The 20,307-nt window shown below is 66.4% G+C and carries 11 protein-coding genes; 5 read left to right on the plus strand and 6 right to left on the minus strand.

Annotation, left to right across the window (positions count from 1 at the left end; all coding sequences use genetic code 11):
• Window positions 1-178 precede the first annotated feature (178 nt).
• The 6 genes from L1785_RS18755 to L1785_RS18780 all read right to left on the minus strand — a co-directional run bounded on the left by L1785_RS18755 (window position 179) and on the right by L1785_RS18780 (window position 10,078).
• A complete protein-coding gene (locus tag L1785_RS18755) occupies window positions 179-382 on the minus strand; it encodes a helix-turn-helix domain-containing protein (protein ID WP_236090825.1) in 204 nt (67 codons plus the stop codon).
• 7 nt (window positions 383-389) lie between these two features.
• The gene (locus L1785_RS18760; protein WP_236090826.1) at window positions 390-3,521 is read right to left on the minus strand and encodes a type I restriction endonuclease subunit R; all 3,132 of its coding nucleotides are present in this window, start codon (window positions 3,519-3,521) and stop codon (window positions 390-392) included.
• A complete protein-coding gene (locus L1785_RS18765) occupies window positions 3,518-4,693 on the minus strand; it encodes a restriction endonuclease subunit S (protein ID WP_236090827.1) in 1,176 nt (391 codons plus the stop codon). Before L1785_RS18765 ends, L1785_RS18760 begins: the two co-directional genes overlap by 4 nt.
• The gene (locus L1785_RS18770; RefSeq protein ID WP_236090828.1) at window positions 4,686-6,650 is read right to left on the minus strand and encodes a type I restriction-modification system subunit M; all 1,965 of its coding nucleotides are present in this window, start codon (window positions 6,648-6,650) and stop codon (window positions 4,686-4,688) included. The genes L1785_RS18765 and L1785_RS18770 overlap by 8 nt, the downstream gene beginning before the upstream one ends.
• Window positions 6,651-6,785: 135 nt before the next feature.
• A complete protein-coding gene (mcrC, locus tag L1785_RS18775; protein WP_236090829.1) occupies window positions 6,786-7,835 on the minus strand; it encodes a 5-methylcytosine-specific restriction endonuclease system specificity protein McrC in 1,050 nt (349 codons plus the stop codon).
• The gene (locus tag L1785_RS18780; protein ID WP_236090830.1) at window positions 7,832-10,078 is read right to left on the minus strand and encodes an AAA family ATPase; all 2,247 of its coding nucleotides are present in this window, start codon (window positions 10,076-10,078) and stop codon (window positions 7,832-7,834) included. The genes mcrC and L1785_RS18780 overlap by 4 nt, the downstream gene beginning before the upstream one ends.
• Before the next feature lie 129 nt (window positions 10,079-10,207).
• Between L1785_RS18780 and L1785_RS18785 the strand changes: the two genes are divergently transcribed.
• The 5 genes from L1785_RS18785 (at window position 10,208) to L1785_RS18805 (ending at window position 19,919) form a co-directional block, all read left to right on the plus strand.
• Complete coding sequence (locus tag L1785_RS18785; RefSeq protein WP_236090831.1) at window positions 10,208-11,458, plus strand: helix-turn-helix domain-containing protein; 1,251 nt, start codon at window positions 10,208-10,210, stop codon at window positions 11,456-11,458.
• 48 nt (window positions 11,459-11,506) lie between these two features.
• Window positions 11,507-12,748: a restriction endonuclease-related protein gene (locus tag L1785_RS23290; protein ID WP_236090832.1), complete on the plus strand. Its 1,242-nt coding sequence runs from the start codon at window positions 11,507-11,509 to the stop codon at window positions 12,746-12,748.
• Window positions 12,739-16,014, plus strand: coding sequence for a hypothetical protein (locus tag L1785_RS18795; RefSeq protein ID WP_236090833.1), 3,276 nt, complete (start codon window positions 12,739-12,741; stop codon window positions 16,012-16,014). The genes L1785_RS23290 and L1785_RS18795 overlap by 10 nt, the downstream gene beginning before the upstream one ends.
• Window positions 16,015-16,029: 15 nt before the next feature.
• Window positions 16,030-18,780: an RNaseH domain-containing protein gene (locus tag L1785_RS18800; RefSeq protein WP_236090834.1), complete on the plus strand. Its 2,751-nt coding sequence runs from the start codon at window positions 16,030-16,032 to the stop codon at window positions 18,778-18,780.
• Between the two features lie 371 nt (window positions 18,781-19,151).
• Window positions 19,152-19,919 (plus strand): DUF3800 domain-containing protein, encoded by a 768-nt coding sequence (locus L1785_RS18805; protein WP_236090835.1) that lies wholly within the window; start codon window positions 19,152-19,154, stop codon window positions 19,917-19,919.
• Window positions 19,920-20,307: the final 388 nt, after the last annotated feature.

The following is a 20,307-nucleotide window of genomic DNA, read 5'->3' on the forward strand; positions in this document are numbered from 1 at the left end:
CTGACCGAGCGGAGACGACGCACGTACTCTTCGTGGTCGTCGGCGCAACTCACGGAGGTGGGCCTTAAGTCCGTTCCCCAAGGTTCCACTGTAGGCACACCGGCAGGTAGTGGGCACCTGACCGACGAGGCGTGACCGGACGAGGCGGCCACGCCTTGTCGGGCGTGAAGGGGGCCGCCTACTGCTCCGCGCGAACCTCCGTGATCCCCACGGCCAGGCCGAGCGCCTGGGTGACTTTCACGAGGGTCGCCGTCGACACGTCGTCGCCACGTTCGATGCGGGCGATGCTGGGGCGCGAGACGCCCGCATGTGCAGCCAGTTCCTCCTGGGACCAGCCATGCACGTCACGCGCTTCACGGATTCGCTGAGCGATACCAGCCATCGGCTCATCATGCCTGTTCATCGTCGTCGGTCCCGCCGTGGTGCTCGGCGTGCATCATCTCGGCGCTGATCGAGATGAGCTTGTCCATCACTTCCGCGTCGGCGAGCGCCTTCTTGATCTCTCCGGCGTCTTGGAACGCCTGGAAGGCCGCGTACTCAGCAGCGTCCGAGAACTTTGTTGAGCTGTCGAGCTGCTCGACGGTGTTGCTCTTGGCCATCGCCACGGCTTCCTCGTCGGCATCGAGGTAGCCCCAGTACGCGGTGATGAAGCCGGACACGCTCGTCGGGTTCGCGTCGATGCCCTTCGCGCTGAAGAGGTCGTTGACCTTCTGGATCGCTTCCTCGAGCGGACCCTTCGGCTTTGCGGCGTCGCTGTGTGCCTGCGTGCCGAAGGTCGGCAGGTCGAGCCTCTGGCTCTCACCACCCGCGGACAGCGCGTAGTTTTCGCTGACCTTGCCCGGTACGAGCTTCACCCCGCCGAGCTGGACGTCGTCCATGTAGCTGTCGTCGTACGTCTCGGGCGTGAGGTGGAGGTTGCGGGCGAGCAGCGTCATGAGCACCGCGCGCAGCCGCAGGTCCTCATCCTGGTAGTCGACGATCTGCGACAGGAATTGCCAGGCGTTGCGGTAGCTGATCGCGTCAGCCCGGAACTGCTTGAGCTCCTCGTACCGCTCCTTGTCGCGGCGCACCTTCGCTTGCTGCAACTCGGTGACCCACGCGTGCTTGATCGGCCCGAGCGCCCGCTGAATCGCCTCACCACCCTTCTTCTCGATGTACGCCTCGGCCACGGCGTGCAGCTGTGCCTCGCTGTAGAGCCCCGACGCGTCGAGCCGCTCAGCGAGTTCGATGAGCGCGTTCGGGTCCACCTCGCCCTCGACGTGCGCGTCGGTGTAGTACCGCTCGAAATCCTTCTGGATACTCTCCGGGCTGTTGACGAAGTCGACGACCATCGGTGCCGACTTGCCCGGGTAGATCCGGTTCAGGCGCGAGAGCGTCTGCACGGTCGCGATGTCGGTGAGAACCTTGTCGACATACATCGCCATGAGGCGCGGCTCGTCGAAGCCCGTCTGGAACTTGTTCGCGACGATGAGGACCTTGTAGTCGTCATCGTCGCGGAAGGCCGTGGCGACGTCGCTCACGCCGTTCATGGCGACTTCTGTGACGTTCTCGCCGGCGCCGTTCTCCGCCGAGCCCGAGAAGGCGACGAGGGTCTGGAACTGCCGGTCGTACCCGCGGTCGGCGATGTAGGCGTTCATCTTCTCCGACCACAGGACGGCGTCCTTGCGTCCCGAGGTCACGACCATCGCCCGGGCCTGCCCGCCGAGGAGCCCCATCACGTTGCGCCGGAAGTGCTCGACGACGACCTGGACCTTCTGCGCGATCGCCGTCGGGTGCAGCTGTGCGAACCGGACGATGTCCTTGACCGCGCGCCCGGTCTCGACCTCGGTCTCGACCTCGGTCTCGACCTCCTCGTCCTCAAGCGCGTTCTTCACCCGCAGGAACATGTCGTAGGTCGAGTAGTTCGTGAGCACGTCGAGGATGAAGCCCTCCTCGATCGCCTGAGCCATCGTGTAGTTATCGAACGCCTCCCAGCGATCCTCGCCGTCGACCTGCGTCCCGAACAGCCGCAGGGTCTTCGCCTTCGGCGTGGCCGTGAGCGCGACGAAGGTGATGTTCGCGCTCTTCGCGATCGCCGAGTCCGTCGCAGCCAGCAGGTCGTCCGCGCTAATCTCCTCGTCGTCATCGAGCTCGACGTCGACGAGGAGGCTCTTGAGCGCGCGCGCAGCGCTGCCCGTCTGCGAGGAGTGCGCCTCGTCGGCGACGATTGCCCAGCGCCGGCCCCGCAGTTCCTCGGTGTCCTCGATGAGCTTCATGACGTGCGGGAACGTCTGGAGAGTGCACGTGATGATGTGCCCGCCGTCGAGGAGCGCCGTCTTAACCTGCGCGGACTTCGCGCCCGAAGCCGAGCCGATGTTGACGACGAGGCCCGTGCTCGACTGCACGAGGTTTATGTCGTCGCGCACGTTCTCGTCGAGAACGGTCCGGTCGGTGACGACGATGACCGAGTCGAACGTCGAGCTCGCGTCAGCGCCCATGTGCCGGATCAGCCTGTGCGAGAGCCAGGCGATCGTCTTCGTCTTGCCTGACCCCGCCGAGTGCCACACGAGGTACCGGCCACCAGGACCTTGCTGCTCGATATCGGCGACGATGCGCTCGACGGCACGCAGTTGATGGAACCGCGGGAAGACGAGCCGCCCGTCCTTCTTCTTCGACCGTCCCGGCTCGAAGAGCGCGAAGTCCTTGACGATGCGCATGAACATCGGCCGCGCGAGGATCTCGCGCCACAGGTAGTCCGTCGCCGAGCCCGTGTCCGAGGGCGGGTTGCCCTCGTGGCCGTCGTCGCCCTGGTTGAACGGCAGGAACACCGTCTCGGCGCCAGCGAGCTTCGTCGTCATGAAGACGCGGTCGTTCGACACCGCAAAGTGCACGAGCGCGCGCCCGGGGGCCAACAGCGCGCGCGACGACCCCGGCACCCGATCGACCTTGTACTGCTTGACAGCGTCGTTCACCGTCTGCGTGTTGTCGGTCTTGAGCTCAAGAGTCACGACCGGCAGACCGTTGGCGGTGAGCACCACGTCGATCGTCTCGGTCGTCTTCGTATCGAACCGCACCTGCCGCAGAACCCTCAGCCTGACCGCCGCCGCCTGCTCGACCACGCTCGTAAGCTGCGGGTTCGCGGGCGGGAAGGCCATGAGCGGCCCAAACTTCGCCGTCGGCCGTCCGACCTGTGCGAAGCTGAAACCCTTGCGCAGCACGCCCAGCAGCCCGCCCATCGGGTGCCCCGTGATCGGGTCCATCTTCGTGACCTTGCCGAGCTCCTTGATGACGTGATCGAGGAGCTTCGCCTGCGCCAGCTCGAGCGCGCCGTTCACGAGGTCCGACGGCACGGCCTTCTCGTACTCGTCCGGGTACTGCGTTGCGAGCCAGTCGAGCACGTCGCCCGGCACCATCGCACGCGCGACGTCCCAGCCCACGGCGTTCGGGTTGCCGGAGTCCTCATAGATCCAGCCGCGCCCACCGAGCGCCTCGCAGAGGTTCTGCTCGAACTCAAGCTCCATCAGTTGCTGGTCACCGCTCATGCGATGTCCTTCCGTCCGGTGACGACGTCGGTAATCAGCGCCGCACGACGCTCGAGGAGGAGCTTCTTGAGATCGGCGACCTTGGCCAGCATCTGGTCGATGCGCCCGGTTACTTCGTCGAGGTGGTCCGTTGCAACCCTGAGCGCATCCGGATCAGCAACCGGAATCATGATCAGCAGCAGATCGCGGACGTTGATCCGCGGTGTCCGAACGCTGCTCTGATCGGCGCCGCCGATCCCGCGCAGCCGCTGCGACATCTCGCTGACGAACCGCGGCGAGCGCATGACGTACTCACCCCACTGCGCGTTGAAGCCGTTGGTCGGTCGCAGCACTGCATAGTCCGGGCTCACCAAGCCGTCAACGCTCGTCCGACCGAGCCCGCCCTGGAACGCACGCATCCTGTTGATCACGATGTCACCCGCTCGAGCGACCTTGTACTTCGTCAGGTCCTCACCGGCGCGCTGCTTGCTGGACGAGTCCTCCCTCCGTTGGATGCCGTGATGGATGGACACCGAGAGCATGGGGAGGTCTGCCAGGACTCCACCGGCTCGTTCGTCGATCTCATCGACGAACCACTGCAGCCGCTTCTGCTCGAAGCCTCGTGCGTAGGTCGACGACCACACCGAACCTCGCCGCTCACGGATGCGTGCCGCCAGCTCGTCGAGCTTCCCGATCATCGCGTCGATCTCGCTGGTCTCACGGTCGAGGTAGTCGGCGATGTGCGCACGCGCGGCCGGCTCAGGCCATGGGACCCCGAACGAAGCAAGTTCCGTCGTCGAAAGCTCGAGGAACGTCGTACCTCGACCGGCAGCTTGCAGCGCTCCCCGTTGTGCAACCAAGACGTGACCGAGATACCTCAGGTCCTCGGGGTGTTCAGGGAGAATCGCCTTGCAGCCCTGGTTGAATGCAGCCGCCCCCCTGACGATTCCAACGTGTCCGATCGGAGCGCGACACGAGAGAAGCGCCGCGTTCTCCACTACCGCGGAACCCGCGGTCCCGCGCTCCGTGAGTGAACGATCCCAATGTGGCACAACACCACCGTCGACGCCGTTGAGATCAGGCGGCGTGATGAACGGGACCTCGCCACCCCAGTTCGCGGCATCGGCCGTCGGAGTACCTCCACTGACGATCTTTCCGATGAACTTGATCGGGGTGAGTCGCGCCTCATGCATCCTTGTGCACCGCCTGGAACATCACACCGAGCTCGCGCATGAGACGCGCGACGTCGGCGTCGATCTCCTCGAGCGCACGCGGCTCCTCGGAGACGTAGAAGATCCGCGTGAACGGGATCTCGTTACCCTCCTTGGCCTTCGCCTCGTCCCAGGTCGCACCCTCAGCGAACGGCAGCACCTCGCGCTGCATATGCTCGTCGAGGTCGTCGCTCATCGGCACGCGCTCGATGATCTTCCACCCGTCCAGCAGCACGGGCTTGCCCTTGCGGTCCACCGCGGGCGGTGCGGCATCGTCATGCACGCCCATCGCTGCGCTCACCGCGTCAACCAGCCCGAGAGGTGCCCTGAGGCCCTGGGCCTTGCACATGTCCTTGAACGCCTCGGGCAGGTTGTTCCACGGAGCGCCGTTGAGCTTCTCCATGATCTCGGCGTGCCCCTCGACGAAGTCCATGTGCTCGGCGACCTGCTCGAGCGCTTCCTCGGAGAACCGCGTGGCAAGCCGGACCTGCTTGTAGACGGGCACGTCGCGGAACATGAAGTCTTCCTTGACCATCACGCGAGAGATCGCCGGGTCCGCATCCTCGAAGGCTTTGTACGCCTCGTGCACGGCCTGGCGCTTCTTCTCGGTCATCTCGCGGCGCTTGAAGCCCATCGGCTTGCGCATCGAGTCCCATTGCGCCGAGGCGTCGATGAGCTGCATCTTTCCCTGCCGCTCGGGCTCCTTGTTCGTATCGAGCAGCCACACGTACGTCGCGATGCCCGTGCCGTAGAACATGTCGTTCGGGAGCTGGATGATCGCGTCGATGAGGTCCTCATCGAACAGCCACTGGCGAATCGAGTTCGGCCCCTTGTCACTGTTGAACAGCGGAGAGGCGTTCGAGACCACGGCAGCCCTGCCACCGTGACCGGCCTTGCCGGCGGGCGCGAGCTTCGAGGCGCAGTGCGCAAGGAACAGCATCTGCCCGTCGGTCTTGCTAGGCAGACCGTGCGAGAAGCGGGAGCCCGCGACCTTCGCCTGCTCGACGACGAACCCCTGCTGCACCTCCCAGTCGGTGCCGAATGGCGGGTTGGAGAGCACGTAGTCGAACTTCCGGTCCTCGTACTCGTCCTTGATGAGCGTATCGCCCTTGCGGATCGCATCAGGCAGACCGCCCTGGATGAGAAGGTCCGCCTTGCCCAGGGCGTAGGCGTTGTCCATCATCTCCTGGCCGAAGAGGTTGACCTCGATGTCGGGGTTAAGAGTCGCGAGGTGCTCCTTCGCCACGAGCAGCATGCCGCCCGAGCCCGCTGTCGGGTCGTAGATCGAGCGAGTCGTGCTCCGCCCGGCCAGCGAGTCCTCGTCCGAGGCGAAGAGCAGGTCGACCATGAGGTGGATCGCATCGCGAGGGGTATAGAAGCCACCAGCGGCCTTCCCCTTCTTGTCGAAGGCGCGGTACATGACGTCCTCGAAGAGGTCACCCATCGCGGTGTTCGGCATCGACTGCGCCGACAGGTCTAGCTTCGAGAAGTGCCGGATGACGGCATGGAGACGGTTCGCCTCGGCGAGCTTCTTCACCAGGCGGGGGAACTCGAACGACGTCCAGATGTCGGCGATGTTGTGCGAGAACTTCCCGACGTAGTCGAGTACCGACTCCGCGACGTTGTCATCCGTCGACGCGATCGCAGCCAGGCTCAGCGGTGATGTGTTGTAGAAGCTCAGCCCGAACCGGCGCTTGACCTCCGCGTCGATGAACCGCGTCGGCGTGTCGTTCTCGACGAGCGCCTCAACGACCTCGATGAGCTCGTCCTTTGTGTCGGCGAGTAGGCACTCGATGCGGCGCAGCACCGTAAACGGCAGGATGTAGTCGCCGTACTCGGTCTCCTCGACGACGTTGCGCAGGAACTTGTCCGCGGTGTCCCAGACGACGTTCGCCGTCGTAGCCGCGCGCTGGGCCTGCGCCGGTGTGGCGGTGGTCATGGAGCCTCTTCGCTGATCGAGATCGCAGGGTGATGTATCAGAAACTTTACATCTACGAACCCGACCGATGCGCTCGTTCGACGCGAATCGCCTGCCTCGAACCACCCTGACGTCGGGCGGCGACGAGGGCGGCCGTCAGGACTCGAGCCAACGACACACCTCGTCGAGCCGCATGGCGAGCTCTTCCCAGGGCCGGTTGAGATCGAGGGTCCGCGCGCCAATCCGGTTGCCCTGGACCACGACATCGAGGTCGGGCTGTTCTGCCGCGTCGGTACGGGCGTACAGGAGCAAGCCGCTGACGGAGCCGTCGCGGTGGACGTCCTCGTTCTTCACGTACGTCAGGATTTGGTACAGGTTCGTGGAGTGGACGGTCGCCTTGCCCCACGGGCCGGCTTGCATGGAGTGCCCGTAGTACTTCGCGTCGATGATCAGGGTGCGCTGCCCTCGTCGGAGCGTCACGTCGGTACGCATTACGGGCAGCTGGCCGCTGAAGGCGCTCGGCTGGTCGAGATCCCAAGCAACGGTGGGCGCCGCGGGGGAGAGCTCGGGGTGGTGGACGGCGTAGTACTCCCGCAGGAACCGTTCGTAGAGGCTGCTCATGGCGTCGTCCGAGACCCACGACGTGAGCTCGGTGGTTCCAGCCGTCTCGGTGGGTAGGAGCCCGCGGACGATGAGCTCGCAGACGCCGAGCAGGAGTCGGTAGGAGGAGTTGGCGCGGTGGTAGGTGAGCGTGTTCCAACGGATCGACGTCGGGTCCACGAGTGTGACGGCGTCGAGGTAGGGCAGGAGCCGGCGTAGCGCGTTCCTCCGCTGCAAGGTGACGTCGCTGTGCCGGAGCAGGAGCACGATCACGGACTTCAGGGCCTGGTTGTGGGGCGTATCCGGGTCGAAGTCGTCGAAGTCGCACACTAGGCGACCACGGGTCATCGAGCGGGCGGCGGCGGTGCGGGCGACGTCGACGCGTCCGCGAACGGTAGCGAGCTCGTCGCTCCGGTGGAGGAAGTCGTGGTGAAGTCCGCGCTTGACCTGTGCCCCGAGGCCGCGCACGAGGATCTCTGCCAGCAGGTCGTGGAGGTGGTCGAACCGCTCGGCGGCGATGCGGTCGGTGCCCGGGCTCCGCATCGCCCGGAACGCATAGGCCAGCATCACGTATACGTTGCGGATGGTGATCGTGCGGTCAATCATGCGACGGCTTGCCGCAGCTTGGCGGCCCAGTCCGAGGCAGTCTGCGGTTCGTCGAACCAGTACTCATCGAGCAGCGGGACGAGCTCGTCTTCGACGACGGAGTACAACCAGGCGTCATCGGCGTCGTCGTCCAGGGGACGAGAAAGGAAGCTGTGACCGATGGCGAATCCTCGGCCGAGCGCCGGGTCGGCTGCGATGGCCTTGTTGAGGTCGATGACGACGGAGACGAGGTGGTCGAGAGTGGGGCTGTCGGCGGACTGCCGCCAGAGGGTGAAGCCGGGCGAGTCGAAGCCTGGAGTCATCTCGAAGAACCCGAAGCGGCGGCGCAGTGCATAGTCGAGGACGGCGAGGCTGCGGTCGGCGGTGTTCATCATGCCGATGATGTGGAGGTTGGCCGGGACGGAGAACGTCTCGTTCTTGTAAAGGAGCCTCAGGTCTTGGCCGCGCTTGTCGGCCTCGATGAGCATGAGCAGCTCGCCGAAGGTCTTCGAGATGTTGCCGCGGTTGATCTCGTCGACGATGAAGAAGTACGGCCGGTCGGTGTCGTCCTTCCGTGCCTTTTCGCAGAACCGGTAGAACGGGCCTTCGGCGAGTGTGAACCCGCCGGACTCGGTGGGCCGGTAGCCCATCATGAAGTCCTCGTACGAGTAGCTCTGATGGAACTGCACCATCTGTACTCGGCTCGGGTCCTTCGCACCCATGATCGAGTAGGCGAGGCGTTTGGCTGCAAAGGTCTTCCCGACGCCGGGAGGGCCCGCGAGGATGACGTTCTTCTTGCGCAGCAGGAGGGCTCTGAGCCTGTCGTAGCTGACCTCGGAGAGGTAGACCTCTTCGAGGAAAGCGTTCTGGTCGTAGACCGGGGGCGGCGTGACGAGCTCGTCGGTGACGTCAGGGACGTCGTCGTCGGCGAAGAGAGCCTCGAGCTTTTCGATGTAGTCGCGGTACGAGGTGATGTCGGTGAGCGTCTTCGTCACCGCGTCGCCCGGATGCTTCCACACGCCGGAATGAGTCCACTTCACTGAGCGGACGTGCCGGAACTCGCTGCGGTCGGGCTCGAACCGTGCATCGGAGACGACCTCACCGCGACCCACGATTTCCCGCCTTCCACGCTTGGCGTAGACGACGTCGCCTATGGCGATCTCGTTCTGGAACTGCCACAGGGCCAGCACGCCATTTCGCATCGACGAGCCAGACCCTTCAGTGTCGAGGGCCTTGCGGATCGCCTCTCGGCTCGTGTAGTCAGCGAGGTCGCCGAGCTCGTCCCACCCGATGGCCATGATCTCGTCGGTCGAGAACTCGCCCCACTCCGACGCCTGTGCCCCAGGCGAGTAGAGCCAATAGTGGCGGGGCCGCGGCTCGTCCGAACCGGTCTCACCGGCTGGGGGCTCGTCCGTCTCGGCTGAGGAGTGGTCCCACAACTCGCGGACGCCAGGGGACCAGAAATGGAACGGCCCCTCGATCTCCTTGGCCAAGGCGGCGCGGATCGCCAGCAGGTCCCGGTCGATCGACTCGGGGTCGCTGCCGGTCTCCCCGCCGATCCGGCCCGCGAGCCCGGCCCGGATCCGTGACTTCATGCCTGCCGACGAGATGGGCTCGAACGTGTCGGGGCGGGCGAGGAACTGCAACGCGTTGCGGATGTCCGAGCGGTCGTCGCCAGCGGCGAGCATGGCTCGCTGAAGCTCCCACGGGTCACTCCGTGCGGCATCCCGAGCCTCGTCGGACAACCCGTTCCACGCGCGCACGAAAGTCGCCGCCCAGATGATGTGCCGCCACAGGGCGCCGTTGAACCATGATCCTGGCTCGAACCCCGCGCTCCCGGCGGGCGTGGAGAGCCACTGCTCCATCGAGGCGGGAATCGTTACGGGCGAGTCGCAATGCGCGAGCACCCGTGCGACGTGCGCCCTGCGCGTCTCGGGCAGGGCGGAGCGCAACGGATGCTCGCGCAAGAACACGAGCTCGGCCGCGAGGAGCACGACAGCACGCGAGGCACCCTCAAGTTGCTGGTCGAGCTTCTCCCACTGTCCCGTGCCCTTGCCGAGGATGGGATTGTCCCCGATCCTGCGCCGAAGGTCCTCGGCCGCCTCGGCCGTCCAGATCGTCGTGGCCGGGTCGATGACCGAACGGCCATCACCGAGCATGTGGGCAACGACCTCGGCGACTTCGTGCGCGATCGCCATGTCGGGAGCAGGGCGAGATGCCGCAAGCGCGGCATCTTCGACGTCGTAGGAGTGCTCATCGTCCATCACCGCATTCTCCATGCTGGCGGCCTGCGGCGCTCTGAAGCAGAGCGACTTCGGGCCGGCGCCGATTCATCCGCTGCTGGTGCCGCGTGCAACGCAAGCAGGACTGAAGTCTTCAGTATCGTGCAAGCCATGACGGATACGCGGGCCCACTTCGCTAAGGCCTTGGCCCGGACGCGAGCGGCAGCGCGCTTGTCTCGCTGTGAATTGGCCGCCGACGCGGGGATCTCGGAGCGGATGGTCTACCTGTACGAGGCGGGCGAGCATGGGCCGACACCGCGAAGGCTGCGCCAGCTCGCTGACGCGCTGGAATGCGAACCGGGTGAACTCACGGGGGTGGTTCGCGGGGAGGAGTCCCTGCGGGACCTTCGTTATGCAGCCGGTCTGAGCCTCGCCGAGGTCGCGGAGGCTCTCCGCTCTGACTTCGCAGACATTGGCTTGCATCTCACCCCGCGGACCTTGTCCGCGGCCGAATCGGGCATCCTGGTCCCTGCGCAAGGCTGGGACGACGGTGCGGCCCTGGGCCGGCTGGTAGTCGCGTTGGGTGGCCTCTACGGAACACCGACACGGATGGTTCTCGACGCGTGGATGCGGTCGCGTCCCGGAGACGTCACACCCCATATCCCTGGGACTGGAGCACCCCACCTGTCGAAGGCGGCCATGGTGGCGTGGCAGCACCTGAACAAGCGCCAGCAGGACTACCTCGCTGAGATCTACGCCGAAGAGCAGGCGGTGGAGCACGAGCGTCGACAGGCACGGGCGAACGGCTCACGTGAGCCGTCGCGCGGGTGGCGACGCCTCACCTTGGCGTATCGCGGTGAAGCAGAGGGTCTCAGCCACACCCGTCTGCAGCAGCGTCTGATCGAACGCGGCGTCCATGATCCTGGGACCGGCTCGACGATCCACGCCTTGGCCAAGCGTGATCTGGTAACCGTCACCGAGGAGGAGATGCAGCATCCCCTCGGCGGGACCTTGATAAGAATTGCGGTCGAGCTGACCCGACGTGGGCGTGCAGCGGTCCGCGCCGGTACGGGCGCGCCCGATGCTGCACCTCCTGGACACCTATTGTCGGAGTGGCTCTGGGGCGTTGTGGCTCGTGTCGCACGCTCTGAACCAGTGGGCCTTCCGGAGAACGACCTGGCGGGTCGTTCACTCTTCTTCATCGGAGTGGGCTACAAGCACCGGGCGGGGGGACGACCCAGCCGCGGGTTCATCGACGCGGTGCCGGTGCACGCCCCGGGCGACACCCACGTGCTGGAGTATCGCTGGCGGCTGACGAGACTCGGACGTCGCCATGTAGCGGAGTACCTGGCTACGTATCAGGAGCTGTACCCCGGGGAGGAGACGGCGGGGCTGGAAGAGATCGCTGATACCCGGGGTTAGCAGCGACCCTCCGGTCGAGTGTCAGTGGTCCGTCGTAGGGTCTGCGGCGTGACGACCATCCCCGAGGAATCGCTCAGCGACCAGCGGATTCGCGCCCTGGTCACGCGGGCTGCGCTGCGCGCCGCGCGCGCCGCTACTGCTCCAGGGCTGGCGCCCGAGGACCGCATGACGACGCTCATGGAGTGCCACGGCATCGTGCTGGCCGCCCATGGCCCGTCGGCCTCGATGCCGTTCTCGGACTTCCGAGGTCTGCTGATTGGGACCGTAGCAGGTCTCCTGCCAGATGGGATCGCCCCGGACGGGCTGGAGCACGTCAGCCTCCTGGATGACGGGCTTGAGTCCGCCGGCCTGTTCGATCTCGACTTCGAGCAGCGCCTCGTACTCCGTGCTGTTCGCCATACCGACGGCCTTCCCGGGATCATGACCGACCAGCAACTCGTGGACGAGATCGACCAGGAGCTCGTCTACGAGGCCATGAAGAAGGGCGGCAAGCAGGACCGTTACGAGCTGTACCGGTCGAACCTGATCCGGTACCCGTCGGGAAGCGTCGACGACATCGCGGCGCTCGCGCTGCCGGAGGCCGCCCGCGGCGCGTACCGGGAGATCTCGCTCGACTCACGCTTCCACGACTGGTGGTACCCGTGCCCGGCGTGCCGGTGGCCGATGCGGGTCACGGCCGCAGCAAACGGCCGTAAGGATGGTGGCCACGGCGTCGTTCGTTGCTGGTACGCGCCACATGCCGACCTCGGGGCGTCGTACGGCTTCCGGCTGCCCGACGACGGGAGCGCACCCGTGCTCGTCCCGCAGAGGCCAGCCCGCCGAAGGCCACCCCGCGAGCTGGTCCTCGTGCCCACTCTCGGCGACCCGCCGAGGGCCCTACCTGTGGACGACCACCGCGCCCTCGCGCGGGGAGTCTGGCGGTACACGACGGTTCCTGGCCTGATCGAACTCGCCCTCCACGACCGCCTCAAGGAACGGGGACTGGGTGTGGACCTGTGGCCCGGGCTCGACCTATTCGACCTCCGCATCACCGTGCTGGGCGGGGGACCGGGGCCCGACGACGGCGTCAAGGTCGATGTCAAGGACTACACCTCCGGGATGACGCTCGGCCAGCTGGTCCACAGCCAGGAAGGCGACAAGGGCGGCGCAGAGGTGCTTGTCGTCCCGGACCACCGCGCCGACCAGGTGCCGCTGCTGCAGAACGTCTGCGCCAAGTACGGCATGAGGGCCGAGGCGGCCACTGACTTCGCTGAATCGATCTGTCAGAAGGCAGGGATCTCATGGCTGTGAACGTCGACCGAACTCCAGATGTGGAGACGCGATCGCTCTGCGCGGCCATGGCCCTGGCCGCCCACTACTTCCCGACGACGGTCGGCGTCGAGTCCGGTGCGACCTTCGAGTCGGCAGCATTCTTCCTGACCGGTCAGTACCGGTCCTGGTCACGGTGGCCGGACATGAGCCCGCAGGAGCGCGCACGGGTCGCATCGGTCTTCCGCATGGCCCCCGCGGACCTGGCTTCACCGCTGGCTTTCTCGCGGGCTGCGCGTTCATTCCTCGCCGAGAGCGCCAACAACGCCCCCACGCTGTTCGACGTCGTCCGCGACGGGGGCCGGCAGATCGTCATCCCACGGGTAGGTGGCGACCTGCTGTCGTTCGTCGACCGTCAGCTGAAGAAGCCCGTCGTCCGTAAGCCGCTGCCTTTCGCCGGCCCCGGTTCCTGGACGGTCCCCGAACAGTACTTCGAGGACCAGGGCAAGGTGTCCGGGATCGTGAGCATCCCGTCGTACCCCGGAAACTCAGATATGCCAGGCCATGATCAGCTCCCGAGCTTCACGACGGTCCCGCCGCTGGCCGATCTGACGATCCCGTCCGACGCCCTGCTCACGCTCGCTCGCCAGATCGACCAGCGACTGACCGAGCCGTACCTGCACCGCATCCTCACCGACCTTCTCGCAGAGACGGAAACCAGCGACGAGATCAGCCCGTCCGAGGCGCTGCGGCTCGGCTCCGGAGGACTGCAGATCTTCAATGCCCCTACGGGCACGGGCAAGAGCGTCCTGGTCCGGGTCATGGCCAGCTGGTTCGCGCTGAACAACCTGCGCGTCGCGATCGTCCTGCCAGACATCCCGGCATGCATCAAGCTGACCTGGGAGATCCGCGATGACTTCAAGCACCTCCGGGAGACCGGCGTCCTCGAGCGGGACGCCACCTGTGCTCACCTCATGTCGGACTCGGGGATACACGACCGCGTGGTCAAGAACGCGCGTCTGGTCAAAGAGGACCCGGCCGAGCCCGGAATTTGGGACCGTGCAGAGCAGCGCAGCCTTGACGACCTCGCCTACGGCTGTGCGCTGCGACCGCTGATGCAGACCGAGCACGGCACCTACCCGCACGGGCAGGAGCCGTGCACGAGGCTGGTCCGCGGTGAAGGCAAGTCACACATGTGCCCGTGGGTCCGGGTGTGCGGCAAGTTCAAGCCGGCCTACGAATCGGCCACCGCTGACGTCGTCGTGCTCAACCACTTCATGTTCATGCAGGGCAAGGTCAAGATCGGCGTGAACCTCGACGGGCATGCGATCAACGGCCCGAGCGCTGCCGAGCTCGTCCTCAAGACCAGCCACGCGGTGCTCGTTGATGAGGTGGACCAGTTCCAGAGCCGCGCGGTGGAGAAGTGCACCTCTGAGCTGACCCTCCACTCGCGCCGGCCCTGGACCGCCGCGCCGCAGGAGATCGACGCCGACTCCAAGCGCCTGCCCGTCAGCGACGAGCGGAACCTGCTCTACGGAATCAACCACGTCCGTCTGATGGCTGAGAGCCTGCTGCTGAACATCTCCAGCGGCCGTCTCAGCCTCGAAGACGTCGAAGCCACAGACCTGCGCCACCTCGGTGCACGTACCAGCACCCGGTGGCACCGCTCTCGGGGACGCGACAAGGCGATCGTGCGAGCACTCTGGCCGGACGAGACGGTCGTCGACGGTGAGCAGCTCCCCGAAGAGGTCTACACCCGCCTCGCCGCGCTCATGCCAGCGCCTCGCGGAGTGGCACGTGTACCGGTCGACGACCCACGGCTCGTCGACATCCCCTCGCTGCTCGGTCACATCGTCGCGCCCCGAGGCGAGGACCACGTCAGCGAGATCAAGCTCGAGCTGCACGACGTCCTGTCGGACGTCGTCCCCGACGTCACGTCACGTACCGAGGTGATCAACGATCTCGTCCTGCGGGCAATGATGCTGGAGCTCGACCATGCGCTGTCAGGACTACGCGGACGCGCCCACGGGTACAGGTCCCTCGGGTTGCGGTCCGCGCAGCGCATCGCCGCGAACCTCCAGCCCTCCACGGTCACCGAGATCTTCCCCTACGGGACCATCGGACGATCGATCACCGGCTATCGGGTCGGTGGGCTCGACGACGTCGAGAAGAACGCGACGCTCTCCGCGCAGAACATCGGCGGCGACCCGCACGCATTCACCGCCGAGCTCGGAGGTCTCGTCTCGCTTGTCCTCGCCGACGTCGAACGCCCGGTCATGGGCTTCTCAGCAACGGCGTACTTCCCCCAGGCCGTCCGAGAGCACGTGCACGCCGACGTCTGTTGGTGGATGACCGATGCCAGAGCCCGGTCGATCGTGGCCCGCCAGCGAAGGGTCGACTACGGCGCGGAGCACGACCTGTTCGGGGATCCGATCCGGATCTCGGGCCTGCCCGCGAACCACAAGCGGCCTGCCCTCATCGAGCTGGGCAGCCGCCTGTACGACACGCACATCCACCAGGAGCTGCAGAAGCAGCTCCGGAAGGACCCCACCCGGGCGCACGTCCTCGTCGTCGCCAACTCCTACGACCAGTGCGCCCACCTGGCGACGGGAATCTCACGCGCCGCCGACTTCCAGGGTGGGCTGTGCGTCGCCGTCCGGGATGAAGACCTCACGTCGACCAGCACGGACCTCCCTGAGCCGCGCGTCGCGACCCGGCTCACGCGGGAGCAGTTCGAGGAGTTCCCCAAGCACGGACGCATCCTCGTGGTGCCTCTGCAGCTCATCGCCCGCGGCCTGAACATCGTCATCGGTACCCGGTCGGCGGTGCGTGCCATCTACCTGTGCGTTCGCCCGCTCGCGCTCCTGACCGAGCCGGCAGAGATGTATGGCAGCATCAACGCCGCCGGACTCAATGCGCTGCTCGCCTCACAAGAGCCAGATCCCGCCCGCGCGTTGGCCGAGGCGCGCGAGGCCGCAGGAGACCGTCTCTCGCTCTTGCTGCGTGCCGCGCCCCAGTTCGCGTCGATGCCGCACGTCCTCCAGGAGGAGGTCATCGCGGGCGTCCTCGTCGACCTCATCCAGCTGGCAGGCCGCGCCCGCCGCGGCGGCACGGACGCCGTGCTCCACATGGTCGACTACGCGTTCCAGGAGGACGCCTGGAGCGCCGACCTCAACACGATCATCCGACGCATCCACTCCAAGTGGTCGCCGGACGAACGCCAGCAGATGAACCGGATGTATGGAGAAGCGCTCAACGCATTCCTCTCATACGCTGGCATCTCGCCCGAACTATCCCCTGCCCGCTGACGGAAGGAGAGTCACGTGCCCGACGGAGCCCTTGAGGCCGGGAAGTACCTCGACACGCTCGCGCTACGCTGCACTCCCGCGCTGATCGGCGACACCGTCATCTACCTGCGTGAGCTCGACCAGGAGACGATGGGGCTGTGGTGGCAGCTCGAAAGGGCCGCCAAGCAGCGCACCGGTCGCGAGGTTCAGCCTCCCCACTCCGTCGCGACAACGGTGCTGCGCGTCATAACTGGCGGCTTCGTTCACTTCTCCCCGCAAGGACGGTTTCTCGCATCGCTGCAGCCGATCCGCTCCACACTTCTCGAGCGGGTGTTTACCGTCCTCGAGGGGATCGTGCACGGCATCCCCGTGGAGGAGGTCGACCTGAACGAGCCGACGCGGCTGGCGGCGCGTGTCGCCGCGACCGCCGAGCAGCCCAAGTCCCTGGCCGAGCAGCTCGCTGTCAGCGAGGCTGAGCAACCGCGGGTTCCGGGCTGGGTCTACGACACCGTGGGCTGGGACCTGTCCAGCAGGCTCGCCCGCAAGCCGTTCCAGCACGGCGACGGGCACGCCGTCCCCCTGCGCCCGGACGTCACCGGACGCCTCGTCGCGCTCGACGACCCCTGGGTGAGCGCGGACGGCATGAGCTACGCGCTGTCTCGCACCACCGTCAGCCTCAAGACGCTGCCAAATGTCTCTACCCCCGTCGTGCTGCTCGGTTCGAGCGTCACCCGCATCTCGAACTCGCTCGTGTTCAGCAAGACAGCAATCGGCGACCAGGGTACGGGCAAGCCGCTGCTGAACGTCTCCCTCGACGGACGAGGCGGCGCACGGAGCGTCAGCATGTTCGCCCTCCAGACACTGAGCCGACTGTCGATGAACGACACGGTGCTCCACGCCATGTCTGACCGGCTCACCGTCGAGAAGAAGGTCCTCGCCGAGCGGAAGAAGGGCGAGCCGCTCGCCTTCTTCACGGAGCGCCCGGTCACGATCTGGCCGGTCGCTGCGAAGAACTCGCGGTACCTCTCAGCGAACTTCGGTGTCGGCGCCGGCATGGAGCACTTGCGTCGGCTGCAGGAGCACGCCTCGCAGACGTTCGGCGACGACGTCGAGCGGCTCCTCATGCGAGAGACGGCTGTGCGGTTCGGCGCGCGGCCGAACGACCCCGCATCGACCAAGCTGGAGTCAGAGCCGAAGACACCCGAGCGGGCCATTGAACTTGCCAGGATCAAGGCGCGGATCTTCCCGACGGCCGAGGCGATCCACGCCTCGGTGCGCGCTCTCGGTCACGACCGCCTCCGGTTCGTGTGCCTCTGGTACTCCGACGACGTCCGACAGCGGATGCTCAAGATCTTCAACCGAGCGTTCAACCTCGACCTGAAGGACACCGAGCCAGGCGCCGAGATCCCCCTCGCCGGAGACAAGATCTCCGCGACCTTCATCGAAGCCCCCGACTTCCTCCGGCACGGTCCCGCCGCTGTACGTCCCTCGGCCACGAAGGTCCTGCCAGAGGCCGCGGGGGGCGAACTGCTCGCCGCCTGGTGCGAGACCGAGATGTCGGTTCCCGACGACGAGGAAGACGCCAAGACCCACACCAGCGTCATGCTCGCCAGGGCCGGCGTCCCGAACCAGTACCTCGTGACCCGTGAGGGCAAGCGCAAGCCCAAGGCCGACGCGCTGGGGTTCGACGATCACCCTGCGCAGGCGGCACTCCTCGACCTGTTCCGTTCGCTCGGGATCGTTGATGACCGGATCTCCGGCGCCCTCGCTACCAAGGAGGGCGCCTCGGGATTCGCCTCGATGGCCCACATCGGGATCCGGGTGCGCAAGCAGAGTCGACGCCCTGGTGAAAAGGGCTCGCCCAAGTACGTAGTGACCGCCTCGGCCCTCGTGCCACCTGCCCGAGAGGACGAGCCGTGGCGGCTCCTCGGGTGGTCGCTGACCGGACCGACTTGGCAGCCGTACCACCGTGCGCAGACCGACTTCCACGCCCGGCAGTTCCCGCCGGCCTCCAGCTTCCAGCGAGACGACGAGCAGTGGTCGGAGGTGCGCCGCCTCGTCGACCAGGCACTTGAGGACCTCGCCGACGACCTCGACGACGTGCCGTACACCGTGACTGTGGACGCCGAGGAGACCCGCCGGATCTGGCCCGGGCTCCAAAACAGCCGCCTCGACGAGAGGCCCGACGCGAACGTCGCGCAAGGTTGGCTGCCCGGTGCGTCGCTGGACACTGCGTCGCAACCGTGCGCGATCGTGCGGCTCAACACGTCCAGCATTGAGATGCCCAAGCCGACGGCAGTCTCGGCCGTGTCGAAGGAGGCTGCCACTAACGCAGCAAACGGCGAATCGGCCGGCTCCAGCAAGCAGGCGACGGCGCGAAGCCTCTACCGCCTCACCACGGACTTCGGTAGCCCTGCGTGGTACCTGTGCAGTGTCCCTGTCCAGTTCGACGGCGGCCAGCGCGTCGGCGAGAAGTACACGCGCTGGAGCGCCAGGAACGACCCGACCGCAGAGATGCGCCAGAACTGGTACACGATGAACGCCACCGAGATCTTCCCGGTAGCCAACCGCTCGGATCTCAGCGACGAGGGCCTCGTCGCGGGAATCGCGAAGCTCTGCCACCAGACGCTCTACTGGACCAACCGCGCCAAGTACCCTGTCCCGCTCCACGCCGCTGCGCAGATGGACCTCGACCACCCGCAGTACCGGCGCACTATCGCACCCGAGACGCCCGACGACGACATACTGGACGAGCCGGACGACGAGTGGCCAGAGACGCTCTTCTGACGGGGAGCGATTCTGCGGCAATGCCGCCACGGACGCTGCTACCCACGCGGGCAGGAGTGACTGCGGAGAGGGCGTGCCGAAGTACTGGCTTCAGCGCCCGTGCGCATGGCACGGACGGGACAAGTGCGGTCGTCCGATGAGAGGGTTCACGGTTCGTGGCTGACCCACACATGCGGCGGATCACGGCAGGTGCGTCACCACCATGGCCACCCAGCGCGCAGTGCCGCTCCTGAAGCGCGCCTTCGCGCACCCGTTGCCGGGTGAACTTCGTCCGAAGGGAGCCGATGTCCCTCGTGGTCGCGTCCTGCCAACACCGGCGGGGGCGGTTGATGACGTGCCGAAAGTCCTCTTTCTTCCGTAGCCTCATCTGCATGCCCCTCGCCCCCGATCCTTCTCGCCTCGTCGCGTACATCGACGAATCGGGGGATCCCTCGCCGAAGCCGACATCGAGCCGCCACTTCGTGATGACGGCGGTCGTGTTCGATGTCCATCGGACCGACGAGGCGCGCGACTGGCTGGCCAAGGGCCGCACGGCGCTGGGACGCCAGCCTGGACAGCTCCTTCACTTTACGAACCTGAAGAAGCCGGGGCAGCGCGACCGAGTCGCGCACGCACTCGCCCATCAGGAGTGGGGCACCTTCATTTCGGTCGTCGCCTGCAAGGACCACCTTGTTGCGGGAGATCACGTCGACGACGACACGAACTACCTCTACACCTTCCGATTCCTGCTCGAGCGCCTCTCCTGGTACGCCCGGCGGTCCGGGATGCCGGTCTCGTACACCTTGGCCCACAAGCACCGGTTTAAGCTCGCGAAGCTGCGTGAGTACGAAGCGATCCTCCGGAGCACGCCCGAGCCCAGATGCAAGATCGCTTGGCAGCATGTCGACCCGGCCGGGGGCTCGATCGATCAGCCGAAGCGAGAGGAACTCCTGCAGATCGCCGACCTCGCGACCTCTGCCACGGCGGCTGCCTTCACTGCCGGGCGGGACGGGAAGACGCACCCCGAGTATCTGGGGCAGTTCGCGAGCCGTCTCTACCGCCACGGGAGCGGCGAGAACGCGCTCACCTCTTACGGGCTCAAGATGCACCCGTGGCGAGAGACCACGAAGGCCGCCTACCCATGGGTGGCGGCCCTGTGAGCACGTCGACCGGCTTCTGCCGCTTGGCGCGGGTGCGTCGGTCGTCCCGATGCAGACGGCCGTCCGTGCATCTCCAGTAGACCACAATCCGCGCCGCCCGCAGACCGCGCAGACCGAGAAACTTCAATTCACCCTCCAGTTCACGCTCGGTCGTCCCCGGCCGGCACAACTTCTGGCCGTGACGACCCTGCCCCCAGTCTTTCCCCGGCAGCGACTGCGGACCCGGACGGTCATCGAACGACTCGGCTAGTGCGCCTACTGATCCTCCCAACGACGACGCCTGGCGTGAGGCTACCGCTGTCGGAATGGCGACCGTCTGCAGTGGTAGATGGCTGTTTGTCGGCAGATAGACAAGGTCCTGTTCGCACTCCTGCACGAGATCGCGCAC

Source organism: Antribacter soli (assembly GCF_021568775.1).
GTDB classification, from domain to species: Bacteria; Actinomycetota; Actinomycetes; order Actinomycetales; family Cellulomonadaceae; genus Antribacter; species Antribacter soli.

Excerpts from the sequence above, each read along its gene's own strand:
- L1785_RS18755 (WP_236090825.1), bottom strand. The coding sequence starts at position 382 with ATGGCTGGTATCGCTCAGCGAATCCGTGAAGCGCGTGACGTGCATGGC.
- L1785_RS18760 (WP_236090826.1), bottom strand. The coding sequence starts at position 3,521 with ATGAGCGGTGACCAGCAACTGATGGAGCTTGAGTTCGAGCAGAACCTC.
- L1785_RS18765 (WP_236090827.1), bottom strand. The coding sequence starts at position 4,693 with ATGCATGAGGCGCGACTCACCCCGATCAAGTTCATCGGAAAGATCGTC.
- L1785_RS18770 (WP_236090828.1), bottom strand. The coding sequence starts at position 6,650 with ATGACCACCGCCACACCGGCGCAGGCCCAGCGCGCGGCTACGACGGCG.
- mcrC (WP_236090829.1), bottom strand. The coding sequence starts at position 7,835 with ATGATTGACCGCACGATCACCATCCGCAACGTATACGTGATGCTGGCC.
- L1785_RS18780 (WP_236090830.1), bottom strand. The coding sequence starts at position 10,078 with ATGGACGATGAGCACTCCTACGACGTCGAAGATGCCGCGCTTGCGGCA.
- L1785_RS18785 (WP_236090831.1), top strand. The coding sequence starts at position 10,208 with ATGACGGATACGCGGGCCCACTTCGCTAAGGCCTTGGCCCGGACGCGA.
- L1785_RS18795 (WP_236090833.1), top strand. The coding sequence starts at position 12,739 with ATGGCTGTGAACGTCGACCGAACTCCAGATGTGGAGACGCGATCGCTC.
- L1785_RS18805 (WP_236090835.1), top strand. The coding sequence starts at position 19,152 with ATGCCCCTCGCCCCCGATCCTTCTCGCCTCGTCGCGTACATCGACGAA.